The organism is Streptomyces sp. NPDC090022 (assembly GCF_044748145.1).
Classification (GTDB): domain Bacteria; phylum Actinomycetota; class Actinomycetes; order Streptomycetales; family Streptomycetaceae; genus Streptomyces.
Window position 1 is genome coordinate 25,242 of record NZ_JBIVFN010000023.1, and the last position, 21,925, is coordinate 47,166.

Annotated in this window: 21 protein-coding genes, 2 tRNA genes and 1 pseudogene; 9 read left to right on the forward strand and 15 right to left on the reverse strand. The window is 72.7% G+C overall.

The window, feature by feature from the left end; all coding sequences use genetic code 11:
- Positions 1-42 precede the first annotated feature (42 nt).
- On the forward strand, positions 43-846 hold the full coding sequence (hisN, locus tag ACIPXB_RS29530; RefSeq protein ID WP_401454663.1) for a histidinol-phosphatase: 804 nt from the start codon (positions 43-45) through the stop codon (positions 844-846).
- Positions 847-972: 126 nt separating this feature from the next.
- Positions 973-1,365 carry a cyclic nucleotide-binding/CBS domain-containing protein gene (locus ACIPXB_RS29535; protein ID WP_401454666.1) on the forward strand — a complete coding sequence of 131 codons (393 nt, stop codon included), beginning with the start codon at positions 973-975 and terminating at the stop codon, positions 1,363-1,365.
- 70 nt (positions 1,366-1,435) lie between these two features.
- Here ACIPXB_RS29535 and ACIPXB_RS29540 read toward each other — a convergent pair whose 3' ends face one another.
- Positions 1,436-2,887, reverse strand: a complete 1,452-nt coding sequence (locus ACIPXB_RS29540; RefSeq protein ID WP_401454668.1) for a catalase — start codon at positions 2,885-2,887, stop codon at positions 1,436-1,438.
- 131 nt (positions 2,888-3,018) lie between these two features.
- On the opposite strand from ACIPXB_RS29540, the gene ACIPXB_RS29545 reads away from it, so the two are divergent.
- Positions 3,019-3,438, forward strand: a complete 420-nt coding sequence (locus ACIPXB_RS29545) for a Fur family transcriptional regulator (RefSeq protein ID WP_401454671.1) — start codon at positions 3,019-3,021, stop codon at positions 3,436-3,438.
- A gap of 125 nt (positions 3,439-3,563) precedes the next feature.
- Here the strand turns inward: ACIPXB_RS29545 and ACIPXB_RS29550 are convergent.
- From ACIPXB_RS29550 to ACIPXB_RS29560, 3 genes and pseudogenes are all read right to left on the reverse strand, one after another.
- Positions 3,564-3,637 (reverse strand) — tRNA-Met (locus ACIPXB_RS29550).
- Between the two features lie 267 nt (positions 3,638-3,904).
- Positions 3,905-3,964 (reverse strand): annotated as a pseudogene (locus ACIPXB_RS29555) (hypothetical protein); the annotation flags it as partial.
- A 193-nt stretch (positions 3,965-4,157) separates the two neighbouring features.
- Entirely contained in the window at positions 4,158-4,301 is a 144-nt protein-coding gene (locus ACIPXB_RS29560) for a hypothetical protein (RefSeq protein WP_401454823.1), read from the reverse strand.
- Between ACIPXB_RS29560 and ACIPXB_RS29565 the strand changes: the two genes are divergently transcribed.
- Both ACIPXB_RS29565 and ACIPXB_RS29570 read left to right on the forward strand, forming a co-directional pair.
- The gene (locus ACIPXB_RS29565; protein WP_401454673.1) at positions 4,302-4,436 is read left to right on the forward strand and encodes a hypothetical protein; all 135 of its coding nucleotides are present in this window, start codon (positions 4,302-4,304) and stop codon (positions 4,434-4,436) included.
- A 12-nt stretch (positions 4,437-4,448) separates the two neighbouring features.
- Positions 4,449-4,868, forward strand: a complete 420-nt coding sequence (locus ACIPXB_RS29570; RefSeq protein WP_401454674.1) for an FAD-dependent monooxygenase — start codon at positions 4,449-4,451, stop codon at positions 4,866-4,868.
- 400 nt (positions 4,869-5,268) lie between these two features.
- On the opposite strand, the gene ACIPXB_RS29575 is transcribed toward ACIPXB_RS29570, so the two are convergent.
- The 3 genes from ACIPXB_RS29575 to ACIPXB_RS29585 form a co-directional block, all read right to left on the reverse strand.
- A complete protein-coding gene (locus tag ACIPXB_RS29575; protein WP_401454675.1) occupies positions 5,269-7,110 on the reverse strand; it encodes a tetratricopeptide repeat protein in 1,842 nt (613 codons plus the stop codon).
- Positions 7,111-7,338: 228 nt separating this feature from the next.
- Positions 7,339-7,412: transfer RNA gene (locus ACIPXB_RS29580), tRNA-Met, on the reverse strand.
- A 58-nt stretch (positions 7,413-7,470) separates the two neighbouring features.
- The gene (locus ACIPXB_RS29585; RefSeq protein WP_401454807.1) at positions 7,471-10,371 is read right to left on the reverse strand and encodes a UPF0182 family protein; all 2,901 of its coding nucleotides are present in this window, start codon (positions 10,369-10,371) and stop codon (positions 7,471-7,473) included.
- A 126-nt stretch (positions 10,372-10,497) separates the two neighbouring features.
- Here ACIPXB_RS29585 and ACIPXB_RS29590 point away from each other — a divergent pair, with 126 nt between their 5' ends.
- On the forward strand, positions 10,498-11,064 hold the full coding sequence (locus ACIPXB_RS29590; protein ID WP_401454677.1) for a PPA1309 family protein: 567 nt from the start codon (positions 10,498-10,500) through the stop codon (positions 11,062-11,064).
- Between the two features lie 101 nt (positions 11,065-11,165).
- Here ACIPXB_RS29590 and ACIPXB_RS29595 read toward each other — a convergent pair whose 3' ends face one another.
- The 4 genes from ACIPXB_RS29595 to ACIPXB_RS29610 form a co-directional block, all read right to left on the reverse strand.
- On the reverse strand, positions 11,166-12,254 hold the full coding sequence (locus ACIPXB_RS29595) for a PDZ domain-containing protein (protein ID WP_401454678.1): 1,089 nt from the start codon (positions 12,252-12,254) through the stop codon (positions 11,166-11,168).
- 135 nt (positions 12,255-12,389) lie between these two features.
- Entirely contained in the window at positions 12,390-12,599 is a 210-nt protein-coding gene (locus ACIPXB_RS29600; protein ID WP_401454680.1) for a hypothetical protein, read from the reverse strand.
- Positions 12,600-12,715: 116 nt separating this feature from the next.
- Positions 12,716-13,177: a molybdenum cofactor biosynthesis protein MoaE gene (locus ACIPXB_RS29605; protein WP_401454682.1), complete on the reverse strand. Its 462-nt coding sequence runs from the start codon at positions 13,175-13,177 to the stop codon at positions 12,716-12,718.
- Between the two features lie 173 nt (positions 13,178-13,350).
- Entirely contained in the window at positions 13,351-14,505 is a 1,155-nt protein-coding gene (locus tag ACIPXB_RS29610; protein WP_401454685.1) for an SDR family oxidoreductase, read from the reverse strand.
- A 191-nt stretch (positions 14,506-14,696) separates the two neighbouring features.
- Between ACIPXB_RS29610 and ACIPXB_RS29615 the strand changes: the two genes are divergently transcribed.
- Together ACIPXB_RS29615 and ACIPXB_RS29620 are read left to right on the forward strand one after the other, a co-directional pair.
- Entirely contained in the window at positions 14,697-16,118 is a 1,422-nt protein-coding gene (locus ACIPXB_RS29615; RefSeq protein WP_401454686.1) for a zinc-dependent metalloprotease, read from the forward strand.
- On the forward strand, positions 16,115-16,639 hold the full coding sequence (locus ACIPXB_RS29620; protein ID WP_401454688.1) for an NUDIX hydrolase: 525 nt from the start codon (positions 16,115-16,117) through the stop codon (positions 16,637-16,639). Before ACIPXB_RS29615 ends, ACIPXB_RS29620 begins: the two co-directional genes overlap by 4 nt.
- 122 nt (positions 16,640-16,761) lie before the next feature.
- Here the strand turns inward: ACIPXB_RS29620 and ACIPXB_RS29625 are convergent, their stop codons facing one another.
- From ACIPXB_RS29625 to ACIPXB_RS29640, 4 genes are all read right to left on the reverse strand, one after another.
- Positions 16,762-17,517, reverse strand: coding sequence for an AIM24 family protein (locus tag ACIPXB_RS29625; RefSeq protein ID WP_401454690.1), 756 nt, complete (start codon positions 17,515-17,517; stop codon positions 16,762-16,764).
- Between the two features lie 17 nt (positions 17,518-17,534).
- A complete protein-coding gene (locus tag ACIPXB_RS29630) occupies positions 17,535-18,215 on the reverse strand; it encodes an AIM24 family protein (RefSeq protein WP_401454810.1) in 681 nt (226 codons plus the stop codon).
- 20 nt (positions 18,216-18,235) lie between these two features.
- Positions 18,236-19,942, reverse strand: a complete 1,707-nt coding sequence (locus tag ACIPXB_RS29635) for a TerD family protein (RefSeq protein WP_401454692.1) — start codon at positions 19,940-19,942, stop codon at positions 18,236-18,238.
- Positions 19,943-20,053: 111 nt separating this feature from the next.
- A complete protein-coding gene (locus ACIPXB_RS29640; RefSeq protein WP_401454693.1) occupies positions 20,054-20,593 on the reverse strand; it encodes a M48 family metallopeptidase in 540 nt (179 codons plus the stop codon).
- Positions 20,594-20,755: 162 nt separating this feature from the next.
- Here ACIPXB_RS29640 and ACIPXB_RS29645 point away from each other — a divergent pair, with 162 nt between their 5' ends.
- On the forward strand, positions 20,756-21,889 hold the full coding sequence (locus ACIPXB_RS29645; RefSeq protein ID WP_401454695.1) for a ThiF family adenylyltransferase: 1,134 nt from the start codon (positions 20,756-20,758) through the stop codon (positions 21,887-21,889).
- Positions 21,890-21,925 lie beyond the last annotated feature (36 nt).

The window sequence follows — 21,925 nt, forward strand, 5'->3', positions numbered from 1 at the left end:
GTCCGTGTGGTCCGGCCGGAAGGGTGCCGATACTGTTCGGCCATGCCCGAGTATGACGATGATCTGCGCCTTGCCCACGCTCTCGCCGACGCTGCCGACCAGGTCACGACGGCCCGTTTCAAGGCCCTCGACCTCAAGGTGGAGACCAAGCCGGACATGACTCCGGTCAGCGAGGCGGACACCGAGACGGAGGCCGTGATCCGGCGCCTGATCGAGGAGGCGCGGCCGTCCGACGCGATCCTCGGCGAGGAGTACGGCCTCGTGGGAAGCGGTCCGCGGCGCTGGGTCGTCGACCCGATCGACGGCACCAAGAACTACGTCCGCGGGGTGCCGGTCTGGGCCACGCTGATCTCCCTGATGGAGGAGGACGAGAACGGCCGGTTCCGTCCGGTCGTCGGCGTGGTGTCCGCCCCGGCGCTGGGCCGCCGCTGGTGGGCCGCCGAGGGTGCGGGCGCGTTCGCGGGGGGCGCCCTCGGCGAGGAGACCCGGATCGGCGTCTCGAAGGTCGCCTCGCTGGGCGACGCCTCGTTCGCGTACTCCTCGCTGGGCGGCTGGGAGGAGCAGGGCCGGCTGCCCGGGTTCCTGGACCTGACGCGGGCGTGCTGGCGCACCCGCGGCTACGGGGACTTCTGGCCGTACATGATGGTCGCCGAGGGTTCGCTGGACCTGTGCGCGGAGCCGGAGCTGAACCTGTGGGACATGGCCGCGATCGCGGTGGTCGTCCAGGAGGCCGGCGGCCGGTTCACCAGCCTCGACGGCGTGGACGGAGTGCACGGCGGCAACGCGGCGGCCTCCAACGGCCTGCTGCACGACCAGATGCTGGAGTACGTGCGCCCGCGCGACTGAACGCGCCCTCTTGTTGACCCTGTGTGGTCGTGGGAATCTGAGAATCCTCCGCTTGTGCGCTTGTGAATGCTTTCTCTAAGCGCTCCGCCCGAGCGGGGGTTCTCACCCTAGGAGGTGGCTCTCTCCATGCTCGTCCGTGACGCCATGAGCACCCTGATCCTGACCCTCGGACCCGCACACACCCTCCGACAGGCCGCAGGCCTGATGTCCGGCCGCCGCGTCGGCGCGGCCGTCGTCCTCGACCCCGAGCACAGCGGGGTCGGCATCCTGACCGAGCGCGACATCCTCAATTCGATCGGTGCGGGGCACGACCCCGACCGCGAGACCGTGGGCGCGCACACCACGAACAACGTGGTGTTCTGCACCCCCGAGGCCACCTTGCTGGATGCCGCCGAGGCGATGGCCCACGGCGGCTTCCGGCATCTGATCGTCCTGGAGCACGGCGGTCCGGTGGGGATCGTCTCGGTCCGCGACATCATCCGCTGCTGGGTCCCCGAGCGCCGCGGGGTGCCGGCGTAACGACGGCGGGCCGGGACCCCGGGCAGTCCCGGGGTCCCGGCCCGTCGCCTTGCCTCGGCGAGCGGTCCGGTCAGCCGCGCAGGGCCTGGACCGCGGCGTCGAGCCGCTTGCCGAAGTCGTCGTCCGCCCGGCGGAAGTTGCCGATCGCCCGCTCGGCGATGTCGTCGCGGGAGACCTTGGCGATGAAGCCGGACAGGTTCTCGATCAGCCGGGCCTGCTCCTCCGGCGACATCAGCCGGTAGAGGTTGCCCGCCTGGACGAAGTCGGTGTCCTCGGCGTGCACCGCGGCGGCGTGGTTGCCGGTGCCGCCGGTGACCGGGGTGGACTGCCACAGCGGACGGCCGCTCTGGTGCGGTCCGCCGAAGCTGTTCGGCTCGTAGTTCTTCGCGCCCTTGTGGCGGCCGTCGTAGAGGAAGCCGTCACGGGAGTGGGTGCGCGCCTCGGTGGCGTGCGGGCGGTTCACCGGCAGGTGGTCGGCGTTGATGCCGACGCGGTAGCGGTGGGCGTCGCCGTACGCGAAGAGCCGGCCCTGGAGCATCTTGTCGGGGGACGGGCCGATGCCGGGGACGAAGTGGGCGGGGCTGAAGATGCTCTGCTCGACCTCGGCGAAGACGTTCTCCGGGTTGCGGTTGAGCTCCAGCTTGCCGATCTCGATCGGCGGGTAGTCCTCGTGCGGCCACACCTTGGTGAGGTCGAACGGGTTGAAGCGGTACGTCGCCGCCTCGGCCTCGGGCATGATCTGGACCTGCACGGTCCAGGTGGGGAAGTCCCCGCGCTCGATGGCCTGGCGCAGGTCGCGCTGGTGGCTGTCGGGGTCCTCGCCGGCGAGCCGGTTGGCCTCGGCCTGGGTGAGGTTCCTGATGCCCTGGTCGGTCTTGAAGTGGTACTTGACCCAGAAGACCTCGCCGGCCTCGTTGTTCCACTGGAACGTGTGCGAGCCGTAGCCGTTCATGTGGCGGTAGGACGCCGGTATGCCGCGGTCGCCGAAGAGCCAGGTCACCTGGTGGGTGGACTCGGGCGACAGGCCCCAGAAGTCCCAGACGTTGTCCGGCTCCTGCGAGCCGGTGTACGGGTCGCGCTTCTGGGTGTGGATGAAGTCCGGGAACTTGATGGCGTCCTTGATGAAGAACACCGGGGTGTTGTTGCCGACGAGGTCGTAGTTGCCCTCCTCGGTGTAGAACTTCAGCGCCCAGCCGCGCGGGTCGCGCACGGCGTCGGCCGCGCCCAGGTTGCCCGCTACGGTGGAGAAGCGCAGGAAGGTCTCGGTCTGCTTGCCGACCTCGGACAGGAACGCCGCCCGGGTCCACCGCGAGACGTCGCGCGTCAGCGTGAAGGTGCCGTACGCGCCGGCGCCGCGGGCGTGCACCACGCGCTCCGGGATGCGCTCGCGGTTGAAGTGCGCGAGCTTCTCCAGCAGGAGTTGGTCCTGGACCAGGACCGGACCACCGACGCCCGCCGTCTCGCTGTTCTGGTTGTCCGCGACCGGAGCCCCGGCCTCCGTGGTGAGCGGTCCGTGCGTCACGTGCGCCTCCTGCGTGTGGTTCGTTGCGGTGGGACCGAGCCTACATTGGACTTTGTCTAATCCAAATAAACATCCAATTCCGAATGCAGTCCTGAACTGCACCAGGTCCCCTCGCTGCTAGGCTGGCGTACATGAGTGACCTGCTGGAACGACTTCGCGGACGCGGCTGGCGCATGACGGCGCAGCGCCGCGTCGTGGCCGAGGTGCTCGACGGCGACCACGTCCACCTGACGGCCGACGAGGTGCACGCCCGCGCCGTGGCCCGGCTGCCGGAGATCTCCCGGGCGACCGTGTACAACACCCTGGGCGAGCTGGTGTCCCTGGGCGAGGTCCTGGAGGTGTCCACGGACCGCCGCGCCAAGCGCTACGACCCCAACGCCCACCGGCCGCACCAGCACCTGGTCTGCGCCCGCTGCGGCGCGATCCGCGACGTCCACCCGGCGGGCAACCCGCTGGCCGACCTGCCCGACTCGGAGCGCTTCGGCTTCACGGTCGAGGGCGTCGAGGTGACGTACCGCGGGATCTGCCCGAACTGCGCGGCGACGGCCTGAGAGCCGCGACGCGAGGCTGAGGGAGAGGGGGCGGGCCGCAGAGCGGCCCGCCCCCTCTCCCTCCCTCTACGTCTGCACAAACGCCGAAGGCCCGGATCCTTGAGGATCCGGGCCTTCGGCTTCAGTAGCGGGGACAGGATTTGAACCTGCGACCTCTGGGTTATGAGCCCAGCGAGCTACCGAGCTGCTCCACCCCGCGTCGGTGAACCCAACGTTACGTGACGCCCCCCGACAGATGCAAATCGCTTAACCGGCGAGCCCTCGGTGCAGCAGCGCGGTGAGGGTGGCGGCGGCGACCAGTTCCGGGTCGCCGGGCAGGTCCTGGCCCCGCTCGCGCGAGGTCGTGCTCACGCGGGTGGTCAGCGGCGCCGACGGCCTCGTCGACCTGCGCCCCCATGTCCCGCATCAGGGCCTGGAGCAGCTCGTCCTTGCTCGCGAAGTGCTCGTGGAAGGCGCCGGTGGAGCGACCGGCGGCCCGGGTGATGCCGGTGATCTTCGTGTTCGGGTAGCCGCCCTCCAGGAACAGCCGGCGCGCCGCCTCGTGGGATCGTTCCTGAGCCTCGCCGTGAACGGGATGCGTGCGCTCGACGCGCTGGGCTGCGCGGACGCGGTACGGGCGGCCGGCTTCGAGGTCACCGACCTGCGGATGCTCTCGTCGGCGGGGCGGACGCTGGGGGTCGTGCCGCGCGGCAGGCCGTCCTCGGACGGCCTGCGCCGCGTCACGCTGCTGCGGGGCGGCTGGTGGAGGTGCTGCGCGGGGAGGCGCGGCGGGCGGGGCCCGTACCGTCACCGGGCGGCGCGTCGAGGACCCCGCCGGCCTCGGCCCGGACGCGGACCTGGTCGTCGGCGCGGCCACCTTCCACATGGTCCTCGCCCGGGCCGGCGCGTTCCTGTACCTGCCGGCGCCGGACGGGACGGTGTGGCGGTCGGCCCAGGTCGCCTCGCCGCGGCCGCCGGACCCGGCGGCGGCGTCCCTGTCCGCGCTGGGCGCGCTCTAGCGCCACGAGGCGGTGCCGTCGGCGCTGCTCGCGGCGGCGACGCGGACGCACCGCGCGACCCTCACGCACAAGCTGGCCGAGGTCGCGGTGCGGTACGACGGGCGGACGGTCCTGATCGGGGACGCGGCCCACCCCGTCGGCGCCGGGCAGGGCGCCTCGATGGCGATCGAGGACGCGGTGACCCTGGCCCGCTGCGTGGCCACGGCCCCGTCGGTCCCCGCCGCCCTGACCGCGTACGACGCGCTGCGCCGCCCGCGCTCGCCCGGACGCTCCGCGCGGCGTCCGGCAACCGCGACGCGAAGACCCCGAGCCCGGTGCGCCGCCGCGTGCACGAGGCCGTACTCCCCCCTGGCCCTGCGCTACGGCTACGAACGCTCGACACGCCGGCTCTGCACCCACGAGGTGATCCCCCTCCCCACCCCACCCGCCTGACCCCACCGACTCCCGGCCCCGCGAAACCGGACGGACCAGGACGACCGCCCCCAACGCCCCCGGGAGACGGGGACAAGGGATGGGTGCGACCCGCGAGAGGGCACCGAGCGGCCCGGGGCGGGTTCCGCCCGGGGGTGGTCCCGGGGCGGGTGCGGCCAGGGGGAACGCCCGAGGGGAGAACAGCCGGAGGGAGAACGGCCGGAGGGAGAACGGCCCGGGTGGGCACACCCGGGCCGGGTTCCCCCGGGGCCGGTTCCCCCCAGGGGCAGGTACGGCTCGGGGGCGGGTTCCCCGGGGGTGGGCACGCTCGGGGGCGGGTTCCGCCCCCGGCGGGTGCGCCCCCGGGGGGTGCGCCCCCGGGGGGGCGGACCAGCGAGGGGCGTCCGGGCCGGGGGGCGGGTTACGCCGACAGTTCTGCCGCCAGGGCCTCGCGGAGGCGGGCCGCGCGGGCCGCCACTTCGGACGGGCCCAGTTCCATGGCGCGGACGCACCACTTCTGCGCCTCCGCCAGGTCCCCGTGGCGCGCCGCCAGCAGCCCCAGCCGCAGGGCCGCGCGGCCGTGGCCCGCGACCGCGGCCCGGGTCCACCACAGGGCCGCCTCGGGCTCACTGCCCTCGCGCGCCAGCAGCAGGCCCAGGTTGAACGCCCCGTTGCGCGAGCCCGCCTCCGCCGCCTCGCGGTACCAGCGGGCCGCCACGGCCAGGTCGCCGCGCCCGGCGGCCAGCATGCCGACCCGGACCTGCGCCCGCCGGTGGCCCTGCTCGGCCGCCCGCTCGTACCACTCCTCGCTCTCGCTGCGCGGACCCGCGACCGGCTCGCCCAGCGCGGGCGCCTCCGGGGGCGGGGCCAGCGACTCCAGCAGGGCGGCCAGCCGGAACGCGGCCTCCGCGCTGCCCCCGCCCGCCGCGCAGCGCAGGTGCCGCTCGGCGGCCTGCTCCTCGCCGTCGCGGACCAGGGCGATACCGACCTGGAGCGCGGCGTCGGTGTGCCCGGCCGCGGCCGCGCGCTCGTACCAGCGCAGGGCCATCTCGTCCTCGTCGCGGCTGGCGAAGAGGATGCCCAGGTTGAACGCGGCGTCCACGCTGCCCGCCTCCGCCGCCTTGGAGAACCACGGCTCTGCCCCCGCCGCGTCGCCGCCCTGCAGCAGCAGGATCGCCAGCGCGTTGGCGGCCTCCCGGTGGCCGGCGTACGCGGCCCGCCGGTACCACTGCTCGGCCTGCGCCGTCCGCTCCTGCGCGGCGCACAGCAGAGCGAGGTTGTACGCCCCGTTCTGGTCGCCCGCGTCCATGGCGGCCCGGTACCAGCGCTCGGCGGTCTGGGTCTCGCCGCGGGCGGCGTGCAGCGCGCCCAGCGCGTTGGCGGCGTTGCCGTCGCCGTCCTGGGCGGCCCGGTGCCACCAGGCGGCGGCGTTGTCCTCGTCCCCGGCGTCCCGCAGCAGGAAGCCCAGGGCGCAGGCCGCGCGGGCCTCGCCCTGCTTGGCCGAGGTCAGGTACCAGCGCCCCGCCTCCTTCAGCTCGCCACGCGCCTCCAGCAGCGCGCCCAGGTGCAGGGCGGCCCGGCGGTGGCCGCGCGCCGCGGCCTGCCGGTACCACTGCTCGGCCTCGGTCGGCTCCCGGCGGCGCAGGATCCGGGCGAGCCGGTACGCCGCCTCGCGGTGCCCCTGCTCGGCGGCGGCCCGCAGCCACCGCTCGGCGCCCTTGTCGCCGCGGTGCTCCAGCAGGTCGGCCAGCCCGTACGCGCCCAGCGCATGACCGGATTCCGCCGCCTGCCGCAGCCAGTACTCGGCGGCCGGCTCGTCGCCGCGCTCGCGGAAGTGCCGGCCCAGCGCGTGCGCGGCGGGCGCCGACCCGGCGACGGCGGCGACGCGCCACCAGCCCGCGGCCTCGTCGGGGTAGCCCCGCTGGTGCAGCAGGACGCCCAGGTTGTTCGCGGCGGCCCGGTCACCCTCGGCGGTCGCCCCGCGCAGGTACGGCTCGGCCCCCGCCAGGTCCCCGCGGCGCAGCAGCAGCGCCCCGAGCACGCTCATCGCGCCCGGGTCGCCCTTGTCGGCGGCAGCACGGTGGCGCGCCTCCAGCTCGGCGTCGGCGGCATCGCCGTCGCCGAGCACCGTGTCCACGAACGCCGCATCGGTCAGTGCGTTGTCCGTGTCCACGGCCGAAGCCGCCTCGTTGGCCTCCTTGGATTCCGCCCGCACAAACCGCCCTGTCTCCAGCAGAGTTGACCTGTCCCCCATAAATCCCATCGTCGCATCACCTGCTACCCGCGTACACCTGGTATGTCGCAGCCAGTGAGGTCGTCCCTACAGCGTTTTGTCGACATGCCCACAGAGAGACAAGTCAAACACGCGGCGATCCCAACTCACCCGCCCCAGCGACACCGTGTCCGTCCCGGTCCCGTCACAGGCACGAGACCGTCGCGCAACAGGCACGACAAAGGCCCGGATCCCAAGGATCCGGGCCTTCATCTGCAGTAGCGGGGACAGGATTTGAACCTGCGACCTCTGGGTTATGAGCCCAGCGAGCTACCGAGCTGCTCCACCCCGCGTCGGTGAAACCAAGGTATCACGACGCGGAACAAAGCCTTGCATCCGTTTCCGCCGCCGCTATCCGCCCGGCTTCGGTGCCTGCGCCGGCGGCGTCAGCTTCGCCTCCGCGTCGATCGCCCGCTTCAGCGCCGCCTTCAGGTCCTCCTGCGCCTTGCCGTACGCGGCCCAGTCACCGGCCTGCCGCGCCTTGTCGGCGTCCTCGATGGCCTTCTGCGCATCGGAGAGCGCCGCCTTGACGGTCGGGTCCTGCGTGACCGGCGGCTTGGCGGTGCCGTCGCCCGGCTGGGTCGTGGGCGGGGTCGGCGTGGTGGGCACCGTCGGCGCCTCGGCCCCGAAGACCACGTTCAGCGCCTTCTCCAGGGTGTCCTCGAAGGCCGTCTGGCCGCCGTAGGTCACCAGCACCTTGCGCAGCAGCGGGTACTTCAGGCCGGAGCTGCGGACGTAGACCGGCTCGACGTAGAGCATCCCGCCGTCCAGCGGCACCGCGAGCAGGTTTCCGTACTCGACCTCGGAGTCGCCGCCGCGCAGCAGACGGATCGACTCGGCGATCTTGGGCTCGGAGTTGAACTTGCTCTGCACCTGCGTGGGACCGTCCACCGGCCGGCTCGTCGGCAGCTTCAGGATGCTGATCTTGCCGTAGTCGGCCGTGCCCGGATCGGCGTTGACCGCCATGAAGGCGCTCAGGTTGGGCCGCCCGTTCGGCGTGAACGTGGTGGTGAGGGAGAAGACCTGGTCCTTCTCCTTCTGGTCCGGCATCTTCATCGACAGGTAGTACGGCGGGACCGCCGTGCCTGCCTTGGTCGTCGGGTCGTCCGGGACCGCCCACGCCTCGCTGCCGCTGAGGAAGGTCTGCGGGTCGGTGACGTGGTAGCGGGTCAGCAGCTCGCGCTGGACCTTGAAGAGGTCCTGCGGGTAGCGCAGGTGGTCCTTGAGCGCCTTGGGGATCTCGTCCTTGTGCTTGACCGTCCCCGGGAACGCCTTCATCCAGGTCTTGAGGACCGGGTCCTGGGTGTCCCACTGGTAGAGGCTGACCGTGCCGTCGTACGCGTCGACGGTGGCCTTCACCGAGTTGCGGATGTAGTTGACCTGGTTCTCCTGGGCCACCACCGCCCGCTGGCTGTTGGTGAGCGAGTCCGCCGTCGACTGGCCGAGCGTGGTGCGCGAGGCGTACGGGTAGCCGTTGGACGTCGTGTACGCGTCGACGATCCACTTGACCCGGCCGTCGATGACCGCCGGGTACGGCGCGCCGTCGATGGTCAGCCACGGCGCGACGGCCTCGACGCGCTCCTTGGGCGTGCGGTTGTACAGGATCCGCGAGCCCTCGCCGATGGCGCCCGAGTACAGGATCTGGGGCTCGCTGAAGGCGAGCGCGTACGCGGCGCGGTTGACCGGGTTGTCGAGGCTGACGCCGCTCTTGCCCTCGTACCGCGTCTCCTTCTCGCCCTTGTCGTCGGAGTAGTCGAGCTCCTTCTGCGGACCGCCGACGATCGAGTACTGCTTCGTCTGCTCGCCGTAGTAGATGCGCTGCTCGAAGTCCGTGCCGAACTGTCCCTTGGAGGGCAGGTCGGACTGGGTGAAGTCGGGCGAGCCGTCGGCCGCGGCCGTGGTGCCCTTGGCCGCGACCACGCCGTAACCGTGGGTGTAGCGGAAGTGGTCGTTGATCCAGTTGTTCTTCGGGATGCCGCCGATGTTCAGCTCACGCAGCCCGATGACGGTGTCCTGCCCGCTGTAGCGGTCCACGGCCAGCGTGGACGGGAAGGCGTAGTAGCCCTTGACCTGCTGGAGCTGCTGGAACGCCGGCGAGACGATGTTCGGGTCGAGCAGGCGGATGCTGGCCGTGGTGTCGGCGGCCTGCCGCAGCTTCGTCTTGTCCTCGCTCCGCGGGACGCCCGGATAGTCCTTGACCTCGGTCCCGGCGATCCCGTACGCGTCCCGGGTCGCCTTGAGGTTCTTCTCGACGTACGGCGATTCCTTGGCCTGCTCGTTCGGCTGGACCTGGAACTTCTGCACGATCGCCGGGTAGAGCCCGCCGATCAGGATCGCCGACAGCACCATCAGGCCGAAGCCGATGACCGGCAGCTGCCAGGTGCGGCGCCACAGCGTCGCGAAGAACAGCGCGGCGCAGATCGCGGCGATGCAGAAGAGGATGGTCTTGGCCGGCAGGTAGGCGTTGGCGTCGACGTAGCGCAGGCCCGTCCAGTTGTCCGCCGCCTTGAAGTCGCTGGACTTCACGGCCAGGCCGTACCGGTCGAGCCAGTACGCCACGGCCTTGAGCGTGACGAAGAGGCCGAGCAGCACCGACAGGTGCCCGGTGGCCGCGGCGGTGGCGCGGGCGCCGGGGCTGGTCAGGCGCAGCCCGCCGTACAGGTAGTGCACGACGGCGGCGGCGATCAGCGAGAGCACGGCGGCGGCGAAGCCGAAACCGAGCAGGAAGCGGTACCAGGGCAGCTCGAACGCGTAGAACGACACGTCCAGGTTGAACTGGGGGTCCTTCGTACCGAACGGCACCCCGTTCATGTACATCAGCCAGGTCTTCCACTGGCCGGCCGCCGAGGCGCCCGCGATCAGGCCGACGAGCGCGGCGATGCCCAGCAGCAGCCACTTCTTGTACGGCGCGATGCTCATCCGGTAGCGGTCGAGGCTCTGCTGCTCCACCGACATCGCCGACAGCGGCGGCCGCAGCCGGTGGGCCAGCCAGATGTTCAGCCCGACGGCACCGGCCATCAGCAGGCCGAACACGGCGAACAGCCCGATCTTGGTCCACAGGGTGGTGGTGAAGACCGTGGAGTACTTCACCGAGCGGAACCAGAGCCAGTCGGTCCAGAAGCCCGCGAACATGATGAAGGCCATGGCCAGGACGGCGAGGACGCCCAGGGTCATGAGAAGAGTGCGGGCGCGCCGGGACGGGCGGCCGACTCTGATCCGTGGCCCGGAGGGGCCTCCGCCGCGGTCCGGCATCTGGAAAGCCAAGGTGCGCACCTCGAAAGTCGCGAGTGTCTGCTTGCGGGCCCTGATGGTACGGCCCACTCATGCAACTTACGGAGGCCTTAGTCAGTTCCCGGTATGCGGGGGAAACGAGGCAGGATGTTGTCCATGTCCAACGTTTCCCCCTCCGGCACTCCGATGGCGGCCAGCCCGCTGACCCGTGCGGTACTCGAAATCGACGAGTACGCCTCCACCCTCGGCTGGGACCGGCCCGCCCGGCTGTTCGCCCTCGTCGACACCGCCAGGCTGCGCTCGCAGGAGCCCCGGCTCGCCCGCCAGCTCGGCCCCGACCACGACGACGCGGGCAAGGCCCACTACACCCCGGTCGAGCAGGACGAGCTGCCCGCCGGGACCGCTCTGGACAAGTTCCTGGGCACCATCGCCTGGCCCGACTCGGTCGTGGGCTGCGCGCTCACGGTCGAGCGGCTGATGCTGCCGCCGTCCGCGGAGGCCGCCGTACCGACGGGGATGAACGACAAGCAGCTGGCCAAGTGGGTCGCCGGGCACCCGGAGCGGCAGGAGGTCCGCCTGACGGTGGCCGTGCTGCGCGACGGCTCGCGCGAGTCGGCCGTACGGCTGCGGGAGAAGGACTCCGCGAGCGAGGTCCTGACCGGGGCCGGGCTGGTGCCTGGCCTGGCGGAGGCGCTGGCGGCGACCTTCACCTGACGGTGCCCGGCGGACCGGTCCCCCGGCCCGCCGGCTCGGTCCCCCGGCCCGCCGGACACCTCGGGGGGCCGGTCTCCTCGGTCACGGCCGGTACGCGCGTGCTACTTCACCGTGCACTGCGTCAGCCCGGCCGTGTCCCCCTTGCCGATCTTCTCGAGCGCCTTCATCGCGTCGTCGATCGTGCCGACCTTCACCAGGGTCAGGCCGTCCGGTGCGGAGGACGCGGCCGAGGCGCAGTTCTCGGCGGGCGTGAGGAAGTACCGGGCGCCGGCCGCGCGGGCCGCGATGGTCTTCATCTGGATGCCGCCGATGGGGCCGACCTTGCCGTTGTCGTCGATGGTGCCGGTGCCCGCGATGAACTTCCCGCCGGTCAGCTCGCCCGGGGTGAGCTTGTCGACGATGCCGAGCGCGAACATCAGGCCGGCGCTGGGGCCGCCGACGTCGGTGAGCTTGATGTCCACGGTGAACGGGAAGGTGTGGTCGGTTCCGGCCCGGATGCCGACGATCGCGTGGCCGTCGCCCTCGGCGGGCGCCGTGTTGATCACGATCTTCTCGCTGCCCTCGGGCTCCTTGCCGGCCTTCTCGGCGGCGGCCGCGTCCTTGGCGGGGACGACCGTGAACTCGACCGGCTCGCCCGCCTTGTGCTTGGTGACCAGCTTGGCGACGTCCTCGGGCACCTTCACGGCGGTCCCGTCGACGGCCTTGACCACGTCACCGGCGTGCAGCTTGCCCTCGGCGGGGCTGCCCTTGACGACGGAGGAGACCACCACGCGCGCGGTGACCGGGATGCCGATCTGCTTGAGGGCGGCGACCTTCGCGCTCTCCTGCGACTGGCTGAACTCCTCGGCGTTCTCCTGCGTGGATTCCTTGTCGGTCTTGCCGTTGGGATACAGGTTCTCGTGCGGGACGACGATGTTCTTGCCCGAGATCCAGCCGTGGACCGCTTCCAGCAGGTTCATCTCGTAGTCCGCGCCGGTGACGCGCACCGTGGTCATGTTCAGATTTCCGCTGGTGGGGTACGTCTGGTGCCCCGAGATCTGCAGCACCGGCTCGCCCCGGGAGTCACCGAGGGTGTTGAACGTCGGCCCCGGGCTCATCTCGGAGTACGGGACCTTGAGGAAGACTCCGGCGCACAGCAGCGCGAACAGCATGAGCGTGGAGGCGAGCATCGTCGCGGTGCGGCGTGGCATGGCTCGACAGTACGGGACGGCCTCGGCGAGCGACCCCTGGGGCCGGTCCGTACGGGGCCCGTACGCCGGACTCTCAGGGGATTCTCACGGGACGCGTCGGACGCCTCGGACCGCCTCGGACCGCCTCGGACCGCCTCAGACGGCGTCGGAACCGGAGTGCGCCGCGGCCCGGGAGGCCTGGCCGTTCCTGTCCGTGGCTTCCCTGTCCATGGCCTCGCGGAAGCGCGCGTAGCCAGCGAGCTCGGATATGTCCCCCTGTGTGCGGTCGCGGGCCGCCCAGCTGCCCCATATCGCCGCCCCGATCGCGGCGAACAGCGGAATGAGCAACCACGCCAGTGACGCCATGGCCTGCCTCCCTACCCCAAGAGCGTGTGGTTCGTGACGTCAACGCTCCGGCCCGGGGCGCGGTTACGCAAATCGAGGGCGTGTTGCGGGACCGTACGGGTGGCGGTGTGCCCCGTTCAGCACGCTCCGACCCATTCCTCCGTGCCGTCGGAGAACCGCTGGTGCTTCCAGATCGGCACCTCGTGCTTGAGGTCGTCGATCAGCATCCGGGAGGCCTCGAAGGCCTCGCCGCGGTGCGGGCAGGACACGGCGACGACGACGGCGATGTCGCCCACCCCGAGGTCGCCGACGCGGTGGACCGCGGCCAGGGCGCGCACGGGGTACTTGGCGACGACGCGCTCGGCGACGCGGCGCATCTCGGCGAGGGCCGAGGGGTGGCAGGAGTAGCCGAGGGAGTCGACGTCGGCCCCGCCGTCGTGGTTGCGCACCGTGCCGACGAAGAGCGTGGTCCCGCCGGTCTCGTCGTCGCCGACGGCCCGGAAGACCTCGTCCAGCGAGAGCGGGGCGTCACGGATGTCCAGCAGCCGGATCGGGTCGGATGCGGCCTGCTCACCGGGGTGGTCGAAGTGCGGTGCCATACCGCCATCGTGCACCACGCCCCGGCATCCCGGAATAGCCGGATCGACCGGTGCCGCCGGAGCGCGTGTGGAGCCTCCTACAGGCGGGGGCGCGGCTGGAAGGTGCCGCCGCCGCGCCGCCCCCGCCGCGCCGGCCGGGGCGGCGTGGGCGGCGGGGGCGGCACAGGCGGGACTCAGATGCCGCGCCGCCTGCGGGCCCGGCGGACCACCGCGGCCGCGCCCAGCAGGGCGACCGTCGCGCCCGCGGCGCCCGCGGCCGTCGCGTCCTTGCGCCCCAGCCGCCGGCCCGCGACGGTGTGCCGGCCCGCGACCTCCTGCAGGAGCTCCGCCAGCACCTCCTCGTTCGTCCACCGGGGCCGCCAGCCCACCGCGTGCAGCCGGCTGACGCTCACCACCCACGGGTACATCGTGTACGCGAGGTCCCCGGCCGGCGACGGGGTCAGGCCGATGCGGTGCAGCCGTGCCGCCGCGCCCAGCGCCACGGCCGACGGCAGCTCCATACGGCGGATACCGCTCAGCTCCTCGACCTCCTCCTGTTCCAGCCAGCCCTCGCAGCCCACGGCCAGCTCGCCGTCGACCTTCTCCAGCGCGGCGTACTCCAGGGCGCTGACCAGGTCCTCGACGTGACAGAACTGCCAGGTGGGCCGGGACCCGGCCACCACCAGCAGCCGCGGCGACTCGAAGTAGCGGGTCAGCGCGGTGTCGGTGCCGCCGACGAGGACGGCGGGGCGGACCACCGTGACGTTCAGGCCGGGGTGGGCGCGCGGGGCCCGGCGGCCCAGGCGTTCGATCTCCAGCAGGTCGCCGACGCCGGTCGCCTCGGCCGTCGCCCGCAGCTCGGCCTCCTCCGACAGCGGAATGTCGTTGTCCGGCAGCGCTCCGTAGACCATGGCGGAGGTGCACAGCACCACGCGCCGGACCCCGGCCGCCGCGGCGGCGGTCAGGACGGTCTGCGTACCGCGCACGTTGTACGCCGTGCGCGCCGCCGGATCGGTCTCCAGGTCGAGGTCGAGGGCGAGGTGGACGACGACGTCCGCGCCGCGCAGCTTCTCGGCGATGGCCGGATCCCGTACGTCCAGGACGTGCCACTGCGCCCCGGCGCAGTCGCCGCGCCGCTCGTCGATCGCGACGACCTGCTTGACCTCCTCGGAGGCGGCGAGCCGGGCCACCAGGGCGGCACCGACCCCGGCGGCGGCGCCGGTCACGGCCACGACCGGACCGCGCACGGCCGGGTTTCGCGGCTGGCGAACGCCGTCCGCCTGATCGTGCCGATCAGGGCGGCTTCCGGCGCCGTGCGCCGCGCGAACCTGCGGATCTGGGGAACTCACCAGGCGTCTCCAGCGGTTGTCTTCAGTAGGCACACGTCGTGACGCGTACCTACCAGGTGATGTCCATCCTGCCGCAGCCCAGGAGCCGGCGGAGCACCGAGCCCGGAAGCGGGTGGGGTGTCTACGCTGGGTGTGTTGTCGGACCATTGCCCGCCGGCGCCCGCCGGCGGCCCTACGAGCCGAGGAAACCCGTGAGTGACACCCCATTCGGATTCGGCCTTCCGCCGGAGGAGCCGGAGGACGGCGACGAGGGCAAGAAGAAGGGCAGCCAGGGCGGTGGCCAGGGCGGGCCGGCGAATCCGTTCGGCTTCGGCCCGGGCATGCCCGGTGGCGCCGACAACCCGTTCGCCGCGATGTTCGGCTCGATGAACCCGAACGACCTCGGGGCGGCCTTCCAGCAGCTCGGCCAGATGCTCAGCTACGAGGGCGGCCCGGTCAACTGGGACATGGCCAAGGACGTCGCCCGCCAGACCGTCGCGCAGGGCACGGCGGACGGCGTGAGGGACACCAGCGTCGGCCCCGCCGAGAAGTCGGCGGTCGAGGAGGCCGTACGCCTGGCCGACCTGTGGCTGGACGGGGTGACCTCGCTGCCCTCGGGCGCCGGCACGGCGGTGGCGTGGAGCCGCGCCGAGTGGGTCGAGGCGACCCTTCCGGTGTGGAAGGAGCTCGTGGACCCGGTCGCCGAGCGGGTCGGCGCCGCCATGGGTCAGGTGCTGCCCGAGGAGATGCAGGCCATGGCGGGCCCGCTGCTGGGCATGATGCGCTCGATGGGCGGCGCCATGTTCGGCCAGCAGATCGGCCAGGCCGTGGGCGTGCTCGCGGGCGAGGTCGTCGGCTCCACCGACATCGGCCTGCCGCTGGGGCCGGCCGGGCGGGCGGCGCTGCTGCCGCTGAACATCGAGGCCTTCGGCAAGGACCTGGGCGTGCCCTCCGACGAGGTGCGGCTCTACCTCGCCCTGCGCGAGGCGGCCCACCAGCGGCTCTTCGCGCACGTGCCGTGGCTGCGCTCGCACCTGTTCGGCGCGGTCGAGGGCTACGCGCGCGGGATCAAGGTCGACACGTCCAAGCTGGAGGACGTGGTCGGCCAGCTCGACCCGAGCAACCCCGAGCAGCTGCAGGAGGCCCTCCAGGGCGGCATGTTCCAGCCGCAGGACACCCCGGAGCAGAAGGCCGCGCTGGCCCGCCTGGAGACCGCGCTCGCGCTCGTCGAGGGCTGGGTGGACGCCGTGGTGCACGAGGCCGCCAAGCCCCGTCTGACCTCGGCGGACGCGCTGCGCGAGACCCTGCGCCGGCGGCGCGCCTCGGGCGGTCCGGCCGAGCAGACCTTCGCCACGCTGATCGGCCTGGAACTGCGGCCGCGCCGGCTGCGGGACGCCTCGCGGCTGTGGGCGTCGCTGACCGACGCGCGCGGCGTGGACGGGCGCGACGGGCTGTGGGAGCACCCGGACATGCTGCCGACCGCGTCCGACCTGGACGACCCGGACGGCTTCGTGCACCGCGAGCAGCTCGACTTCTCCGAGATCGACAAGATGCTCGGCGAGGCGGCGCAGAAGCGCGACGACCAGGGCGGCAACGAGGGCGGCGACGAGGGCAAGGGCGACGAGCAGAAGTGACACTGCACGAGGACGCGGTCCTGGTACTGAAGGCGTACGAGGCCCAGCCCGAGCTCCGTGACGCGTATCTGGAGCACCTGGCGGCACACCCGGACGGGGTCTACAAGCCCTGCTCGGCCGGCCACGTCACCGCCAGCGCGCTGGTGATCGACCCGGCGCGCGGGCGGGTGCTGCTGACCCTGCACAAGAAGCTGGGCATGTGGCTGCAGATGGGCGGGCACTGCGAGCCCGAGGACACCGCCCTGGCGGGGGCCGCGCTGCGCGAGGCCCGCGAGGAGTCGGGCATCGCCGCGGGGCTGGCGCTGCTGCCGGGCGGACCGGTGCGGCTGGACCGGCACCCCATCCCGGCCCCCTGCAACTGGCACCTGGACGTGCAGTACGCGGCGCTCGCTCCGGCGGAGGCGGTGGCGGAGATCAGCGACGAGTCGCTGGACCTGCGCTGGTTCGCGTACGACGAGGTGGCGGGCGTGGCCGACACCTCGGTCGTCCGGCTGCTGGAGGCGACGCGGGCGCGGCTGTGAGCCTGCCGCCGGACAGGCCCTGACGGCGTCGCGTCCGGCGAAAGCCACGAGGGGCGGTCGCGCATCGATGGATGCGGGACCGCCCCTCGCCGTACCCGGCCTGTCCTACCCGGACCGTCCGGCTAGTTCCAGGCGTTGTTCTGGTTCTGCGCGTGGGCGCCCTGCTGCCCCACGCCGTACTGGGCGGCGAGGCCCTGGCCGAGCTGGGCGTTCTGCGGCGGCAGCAGCTCGCTGGGCTGGACCAGCGCGAAGCCCTGGCCGAGGAAGCTGAGCTCCCAGCCCTCGCCGGTGTTGCCGCGGCGCCGCCACACCCCGCTGGAGTGGGTCTGCGCCTGCATCTGCACGCGCAGCGAGGTGGACCAGGCGACGATCGCGTCCGCGTCGACGTTGACGTACTTGTCGGGCGTGATCTGGAGCATCAGCGGCTGGCCGGAGGTCATCAGCGCGACCTTGCCGCGGCCGCTGATGTTCAGCTGGTACTTGCCCGAGCCGGAGATTCCGTACTGGCTGTCGACCGCGATGACCTCGGTGTGCAGCGTGGAGTCGAGGGCCAGGACGTAGGCGCTGTCCACCGTCAGGCCCTCCTGGTCGACGTCCACGACGTGGACGTTCTGCGCGAGGTTGGCGAAGTAGACGGTGCCCTGGCCGGAGCAGCGCATCAGGTCGAGGCCCTCGCCGGTGCGGCTGCGGGCGCGCCGCTGGTTGCCGCTCTGGTACTCGCCGTCGAAGTCGATCAGCCCCTGGTACGCGACCATGGCGCCCTTGCGGGCGAGGACGTCGTCCTGCCCGGTCAGGGAGACCCGCAGCAGCTGCGGGTTCTGGATCACGTAGCGGTCCTGGGACTGCTGCTCGGTGTGGCTGAAAAGTGCGCTCTGCATGATCTGTCCGCTCCCCCTCAGCCCCGGGCCCGGAGCCGGTCGGTGCTGTCCTCGCTCGGCTGTACGACGACGATGCCCTGGCCGGAGAAGGCCATCTGGTAGGCCTCCCCGCTGCCCCGGCCGATCATCGACGAGGCCTTGAAGCTGCGCTTGCCCTTGACCTTGAGGTTGGGCGACCAGGCCACGAGGGCGTCCGGGTCGACGTACGTCTCGTCGTCGCCGCGGCCGCAGTCGACGACGATCGGCGTGCCGCGCGAGGTCAGGGCGACCCAGCCGGTGCCGGCCACCTGCACGTTGAACAGGCCCTGGCCGGCGAACTTGGCCATGCCCTTGACCCGCTCGACGCCCCACTGGAGGTGGGCGTCGAAGGCGAGGAGGTTGGTGCCGTTGACGGAGAGGGCGTCGTTGTTGAGGTTGATGACGACGACGTCCGCGCCGTAGTCGGCGAGGTAGAGCAGGCCGTCGCCGGTGCACTTCATCAGCGGGGCGCCCTCGCCGGTGAGCCATTGCGAGGCCATCTGGCGCACGGCGGGCGGGTTGGGCTCGTACTGCACGAACCCCTCGTACGCGACCATCGATCCGGTGCGTGCGAAGAGGTCGTGGCCGGTCTGCATGGCGACCTTGAGCATGGCGCGGCCGTGGTTCTCCATGCGCGCCGCGGCGGGGGTCGGGGCGTAGCCCGCGAGCTGCTGGTTCATTGCGTTCATGACGGGCTCCCTCAGACCTCGTAGGGCTGGACGACGATGAAGTTGCCGGGCGCGCCGCGGAACTGGAGGTTCACGGTCTCGCCGCTGTGGCCGGGGTAGGCGTTGCGCCGCAGCCGGACCTGGCTGGAGATGATCACCTGTGCGCCGGCGGACCAGGCCACGATGGCGTTGCTGTCGGCGAAGGTGGTGGGCGTGACGGGCAGCACGACCGGGACGCCGTGGGTCTTGACGATGACCGTGCCGGTGCCCTGGAACTGCATGGTGAACAGCGCGCCGCCGGGGATGCCGTGGCCCTCGATGCGCCGGACCTCGTGCTGGAGGCTCTCGTCGAAGGCGAGGACGTTCTCGGCGGAGACGCAGATGGCGTCGCCCTGGAGCTCGATGGCGTGCAGGTGCGCGCCGTTCTCGGCGAGGAAGACCTGGCCGCGGCCGGTGCAGCGCATCAGCTGCATCTCCTGGCCGGTGGCGTTGCCGACGATGCGGCCGGCGAAGCCCGCGCCCTTGTAGCTGAAGTCGACCTTGCCCTGGTAGAGGACCATGCTGCCCTGCCGGGCGAGGACGGGCTGGCCGCCCATCGACAGGTCCACGCGCATGAGCTGCTGGTTCTGCGGGGTCCAGCGGGCGCCGGTCGGCGTCTCCTTGTAGACCTGGAGGGCGGCGGTGAGCCCGGGGGCGGCGGGTGCCTGCGGGGCGAGGCCCGGGGCCGGCGGCTGGCCGCCGTACGGGGCGGCCTGCGGGGGCTGGCCGTACGGCGCGGCGTGCGGTGCCTGCGGGGCCTGGCCGTACGGCGCGGGGGCCGGCGGCTGGCCGGGCACCTGGCCGTACGAGGGCTGCGGCGGCTGCCCGTAGGGGGCCTGCGGGGCGTGCGGCGGCTGGCCGTACGGAGCCTGCGGCTGCTGTGGTGCCTGCGGCTGGGCATACGGAGCCGGGGCCGGTGGCGGCGGCGTGTGCTGCGGGGCGGGCGCGGGCGCCGGGGCGAGGGGCGCGGCCATGGTCGGCGCCGTGTGCACGGGCTGGGCCGGCTGGGCCGGCGGCGCGTACGGAGCCGGGGCCGGCGGCGTGTGGTGCTGCGGAGCGGGCGGCGCCGCGGGCGCCGGCGCCCCACCGGGCGGGGCGGCGAAGGCTGGCGGCGCGAACGACGGGGTCGCGGCCTGCGGCGGGACGGCCGGGGCGGCGGCCGGGGCCTCCTCCTCGGCGACCTCGCCTCCGAAGTTCTTCAGCAGGGCCTCCAGGCCGCCGTCGAAGCCCTGGCCGACGGCGGCGAAGCGCCAGACGTCCTTGAGGTAGAAGTCGCCGAGCATGACGGCGCGCTCGGTGGTGAACTCCGAGCCGGTGAAGGAGTAGCGGACCACCTCCTCGCCGCCCGCGACGATGCGGATGTAGCCGGGGCCGATCTGCGACATCTGCCCGGCGCCGTCGATGGTGGCGGTGAAGGACAGCTTGTGGATGTGCGCCGGGATGCGGTCCAGCGTCACCCGGAAGGATTCGCTGTCACCGGCCTGTGCGCCCAGCAGCTGGAGGGACTCCTCCGGCGACTTGGGCTGGTTGAAGAAGATGAAGTAGCGGTCGTCCGACAACCGCTCGTCGGCGTCGAGGCCGAAGCAGCTGATGTCGAAGGTCATCCCCGGGCCGGAGATCTGCACGCCGACGTACAGATCAGTACCTGCCGTGAGATCACTGATCTTGGCCTTGTGGCCGCGTTGGAATTCCCTGGCCATACGTAACGACCGTCCCCCATCCCGACGATGAATGCGTGCTCGTCAGGCTAACGGCAATCGATGACATCGAGCCAAGCCCGGTACGAACCCGGTACATGTCACGAAGGAGTCTCACTCCTCGCGCGCCGCCGGGACCTTGGGCAGCCGGTCGGCGGCGGCCACGCCCTCCAGGTAGCCGCGGGCCCGCTCGGTGCGCGGGTAGGCCTCCAGCAGCTGCCAGAACCGCGGGCCGTGGCCGGGCACCAGCAGGTGGGCCAGCTCGTGCAGCAGCACGTAGTCGACGACGTACTCCGGCATGCCCTGCAGGCGGTGGGAGAGCCGGATGCTGCCCTCGGCCGGGGTGCACGATCCCCAGCGGGTGTTCTGGTTGGTGACCCAGCGGACGGTGCGGGGGCGGGCGCGGCCGCTGAAGTACTGCTCGGACAAACGGTCGGCGCGTTCGGTGAGTTCCGTGTCGCCGAGGGTCCGCCGGCTCTCCTGCGCGGCCAGCTTGTCGAGCATGACGCCCACCCAGCGCTGCTCCTCGGCCTCGGACATCCGGGCAGGGATGAGCACGACCGTACGGTCACCCTCGCGGTAGGCGGACACGGTCCTGCGGCGGCGTGCGCTCCGGCGGACTTCGACGGCGCGGGGCGATGGTTCGGCGGACACGCCACGACGGTACCCGGTGGCCCTGACCGAAGTCCCGCCATCTCGTATCACAAATGGGCGCGGCCTGTGGACAACTTTCGAGGAGGTCGTGGAGGTGGGGGCATTCTGCTGATGCGGGTCCGCGAGGGCGGCCGGCGAGATGGCGGAGAACGGGGGACGGTCATGTATCCGAAGGTGAAGCCGGCGCTGGCGCGGGCGTGGCGGGATCTGCAGACGGTGCAGTTCGGGGTGACTCCCGCGCATGCGGTGGTGCTCGGTCCGGTGGACACGGCGACGGGGTCGCTGATCGACCGGATCGACGGGACCCGGGGGATGGAGTTGCTCCGGGCGGACGCGGTGGCGTTGGGGCTGCCGCCGGGCCAGGCGGACGAGCTGGTGCGGCGGCTGGCGGCGGCCGGGCTGATCGACGACGCGACGGCGGGCGGGGCGCGGGCCCAGGCGCTGCGCCGGCGCCCCGAGGTGCTGGAGCGGCTGGGGCCCGACCTGGGCTCGCTCTCCCTGGTGCGGCCGGCGCCCGGAGGGGACCTGCGGGGGATGGCCGCCCGCCGGGCGATACGGGTGCAGGTGCGCGGCAGCGGCCGGGTCGGCGCACAGATCGCGGCGGTGCTGGCGGGGGCGGGGGTGGGCCGGGTGGACGTGCTGGACGGGGGCCGGGTGGAGGCGGGGGACGTGGCGCCGGGCGGGCTGGGGCCGCAGAGCGTGGGCCGGTTGCGGGCGGAGGCCGCAGGGGCGGTGGTGCGGGCGGCGGCTCCGGGGCGGGCACCGCGGGCCGAGGAGGGTCCGGGGGCCGAGCCGGGGCTGTCGCTGGTGGTGGTCGCGCCGCGGGACGGGCTGGGGGCGTGGGCGCCGGACCCGGAGAGCGCTTCGGACTGGATCGAGACGGGCACCCCCCATCTGTACGCGGGCGTGCTGGAGGGGACGGGGGTGGTGGGGCCGCTGGTGCTGCCGGGTGCCACGGGGTGCGCGGGGTGCATGGAGCGGGAGCGGGTGGCGCGGGATCCGGGGTGGGCGCGGATGCTGGTGCAATGGCGGTCGGCGCACCGGCGCCGTGGGTCGCCGGCTTGCGACCTGGGGCTGGCGGCGGCGGTGGCGGGCCTGGCGGCGGCGCACGCGCTGGCGTTCCTGGACGGGGAGCTGCCCGCTTCGACGGGGGCGCGGTGGGAGGCCGCGCTGCCGGGACTGCACTGGGAGAGCGCGCTGGTGGGCGGGCACCCGGAGTGCGCGTGCGGGGCGGCGCGGGCCCAGGAGGGGGACTCCACCGCCCGGCGGGAGACGCAGGACACAATGGCCGGGTAACTGCCGCTTGCGGCGAGGCAGTCTGGGACTTGGAGG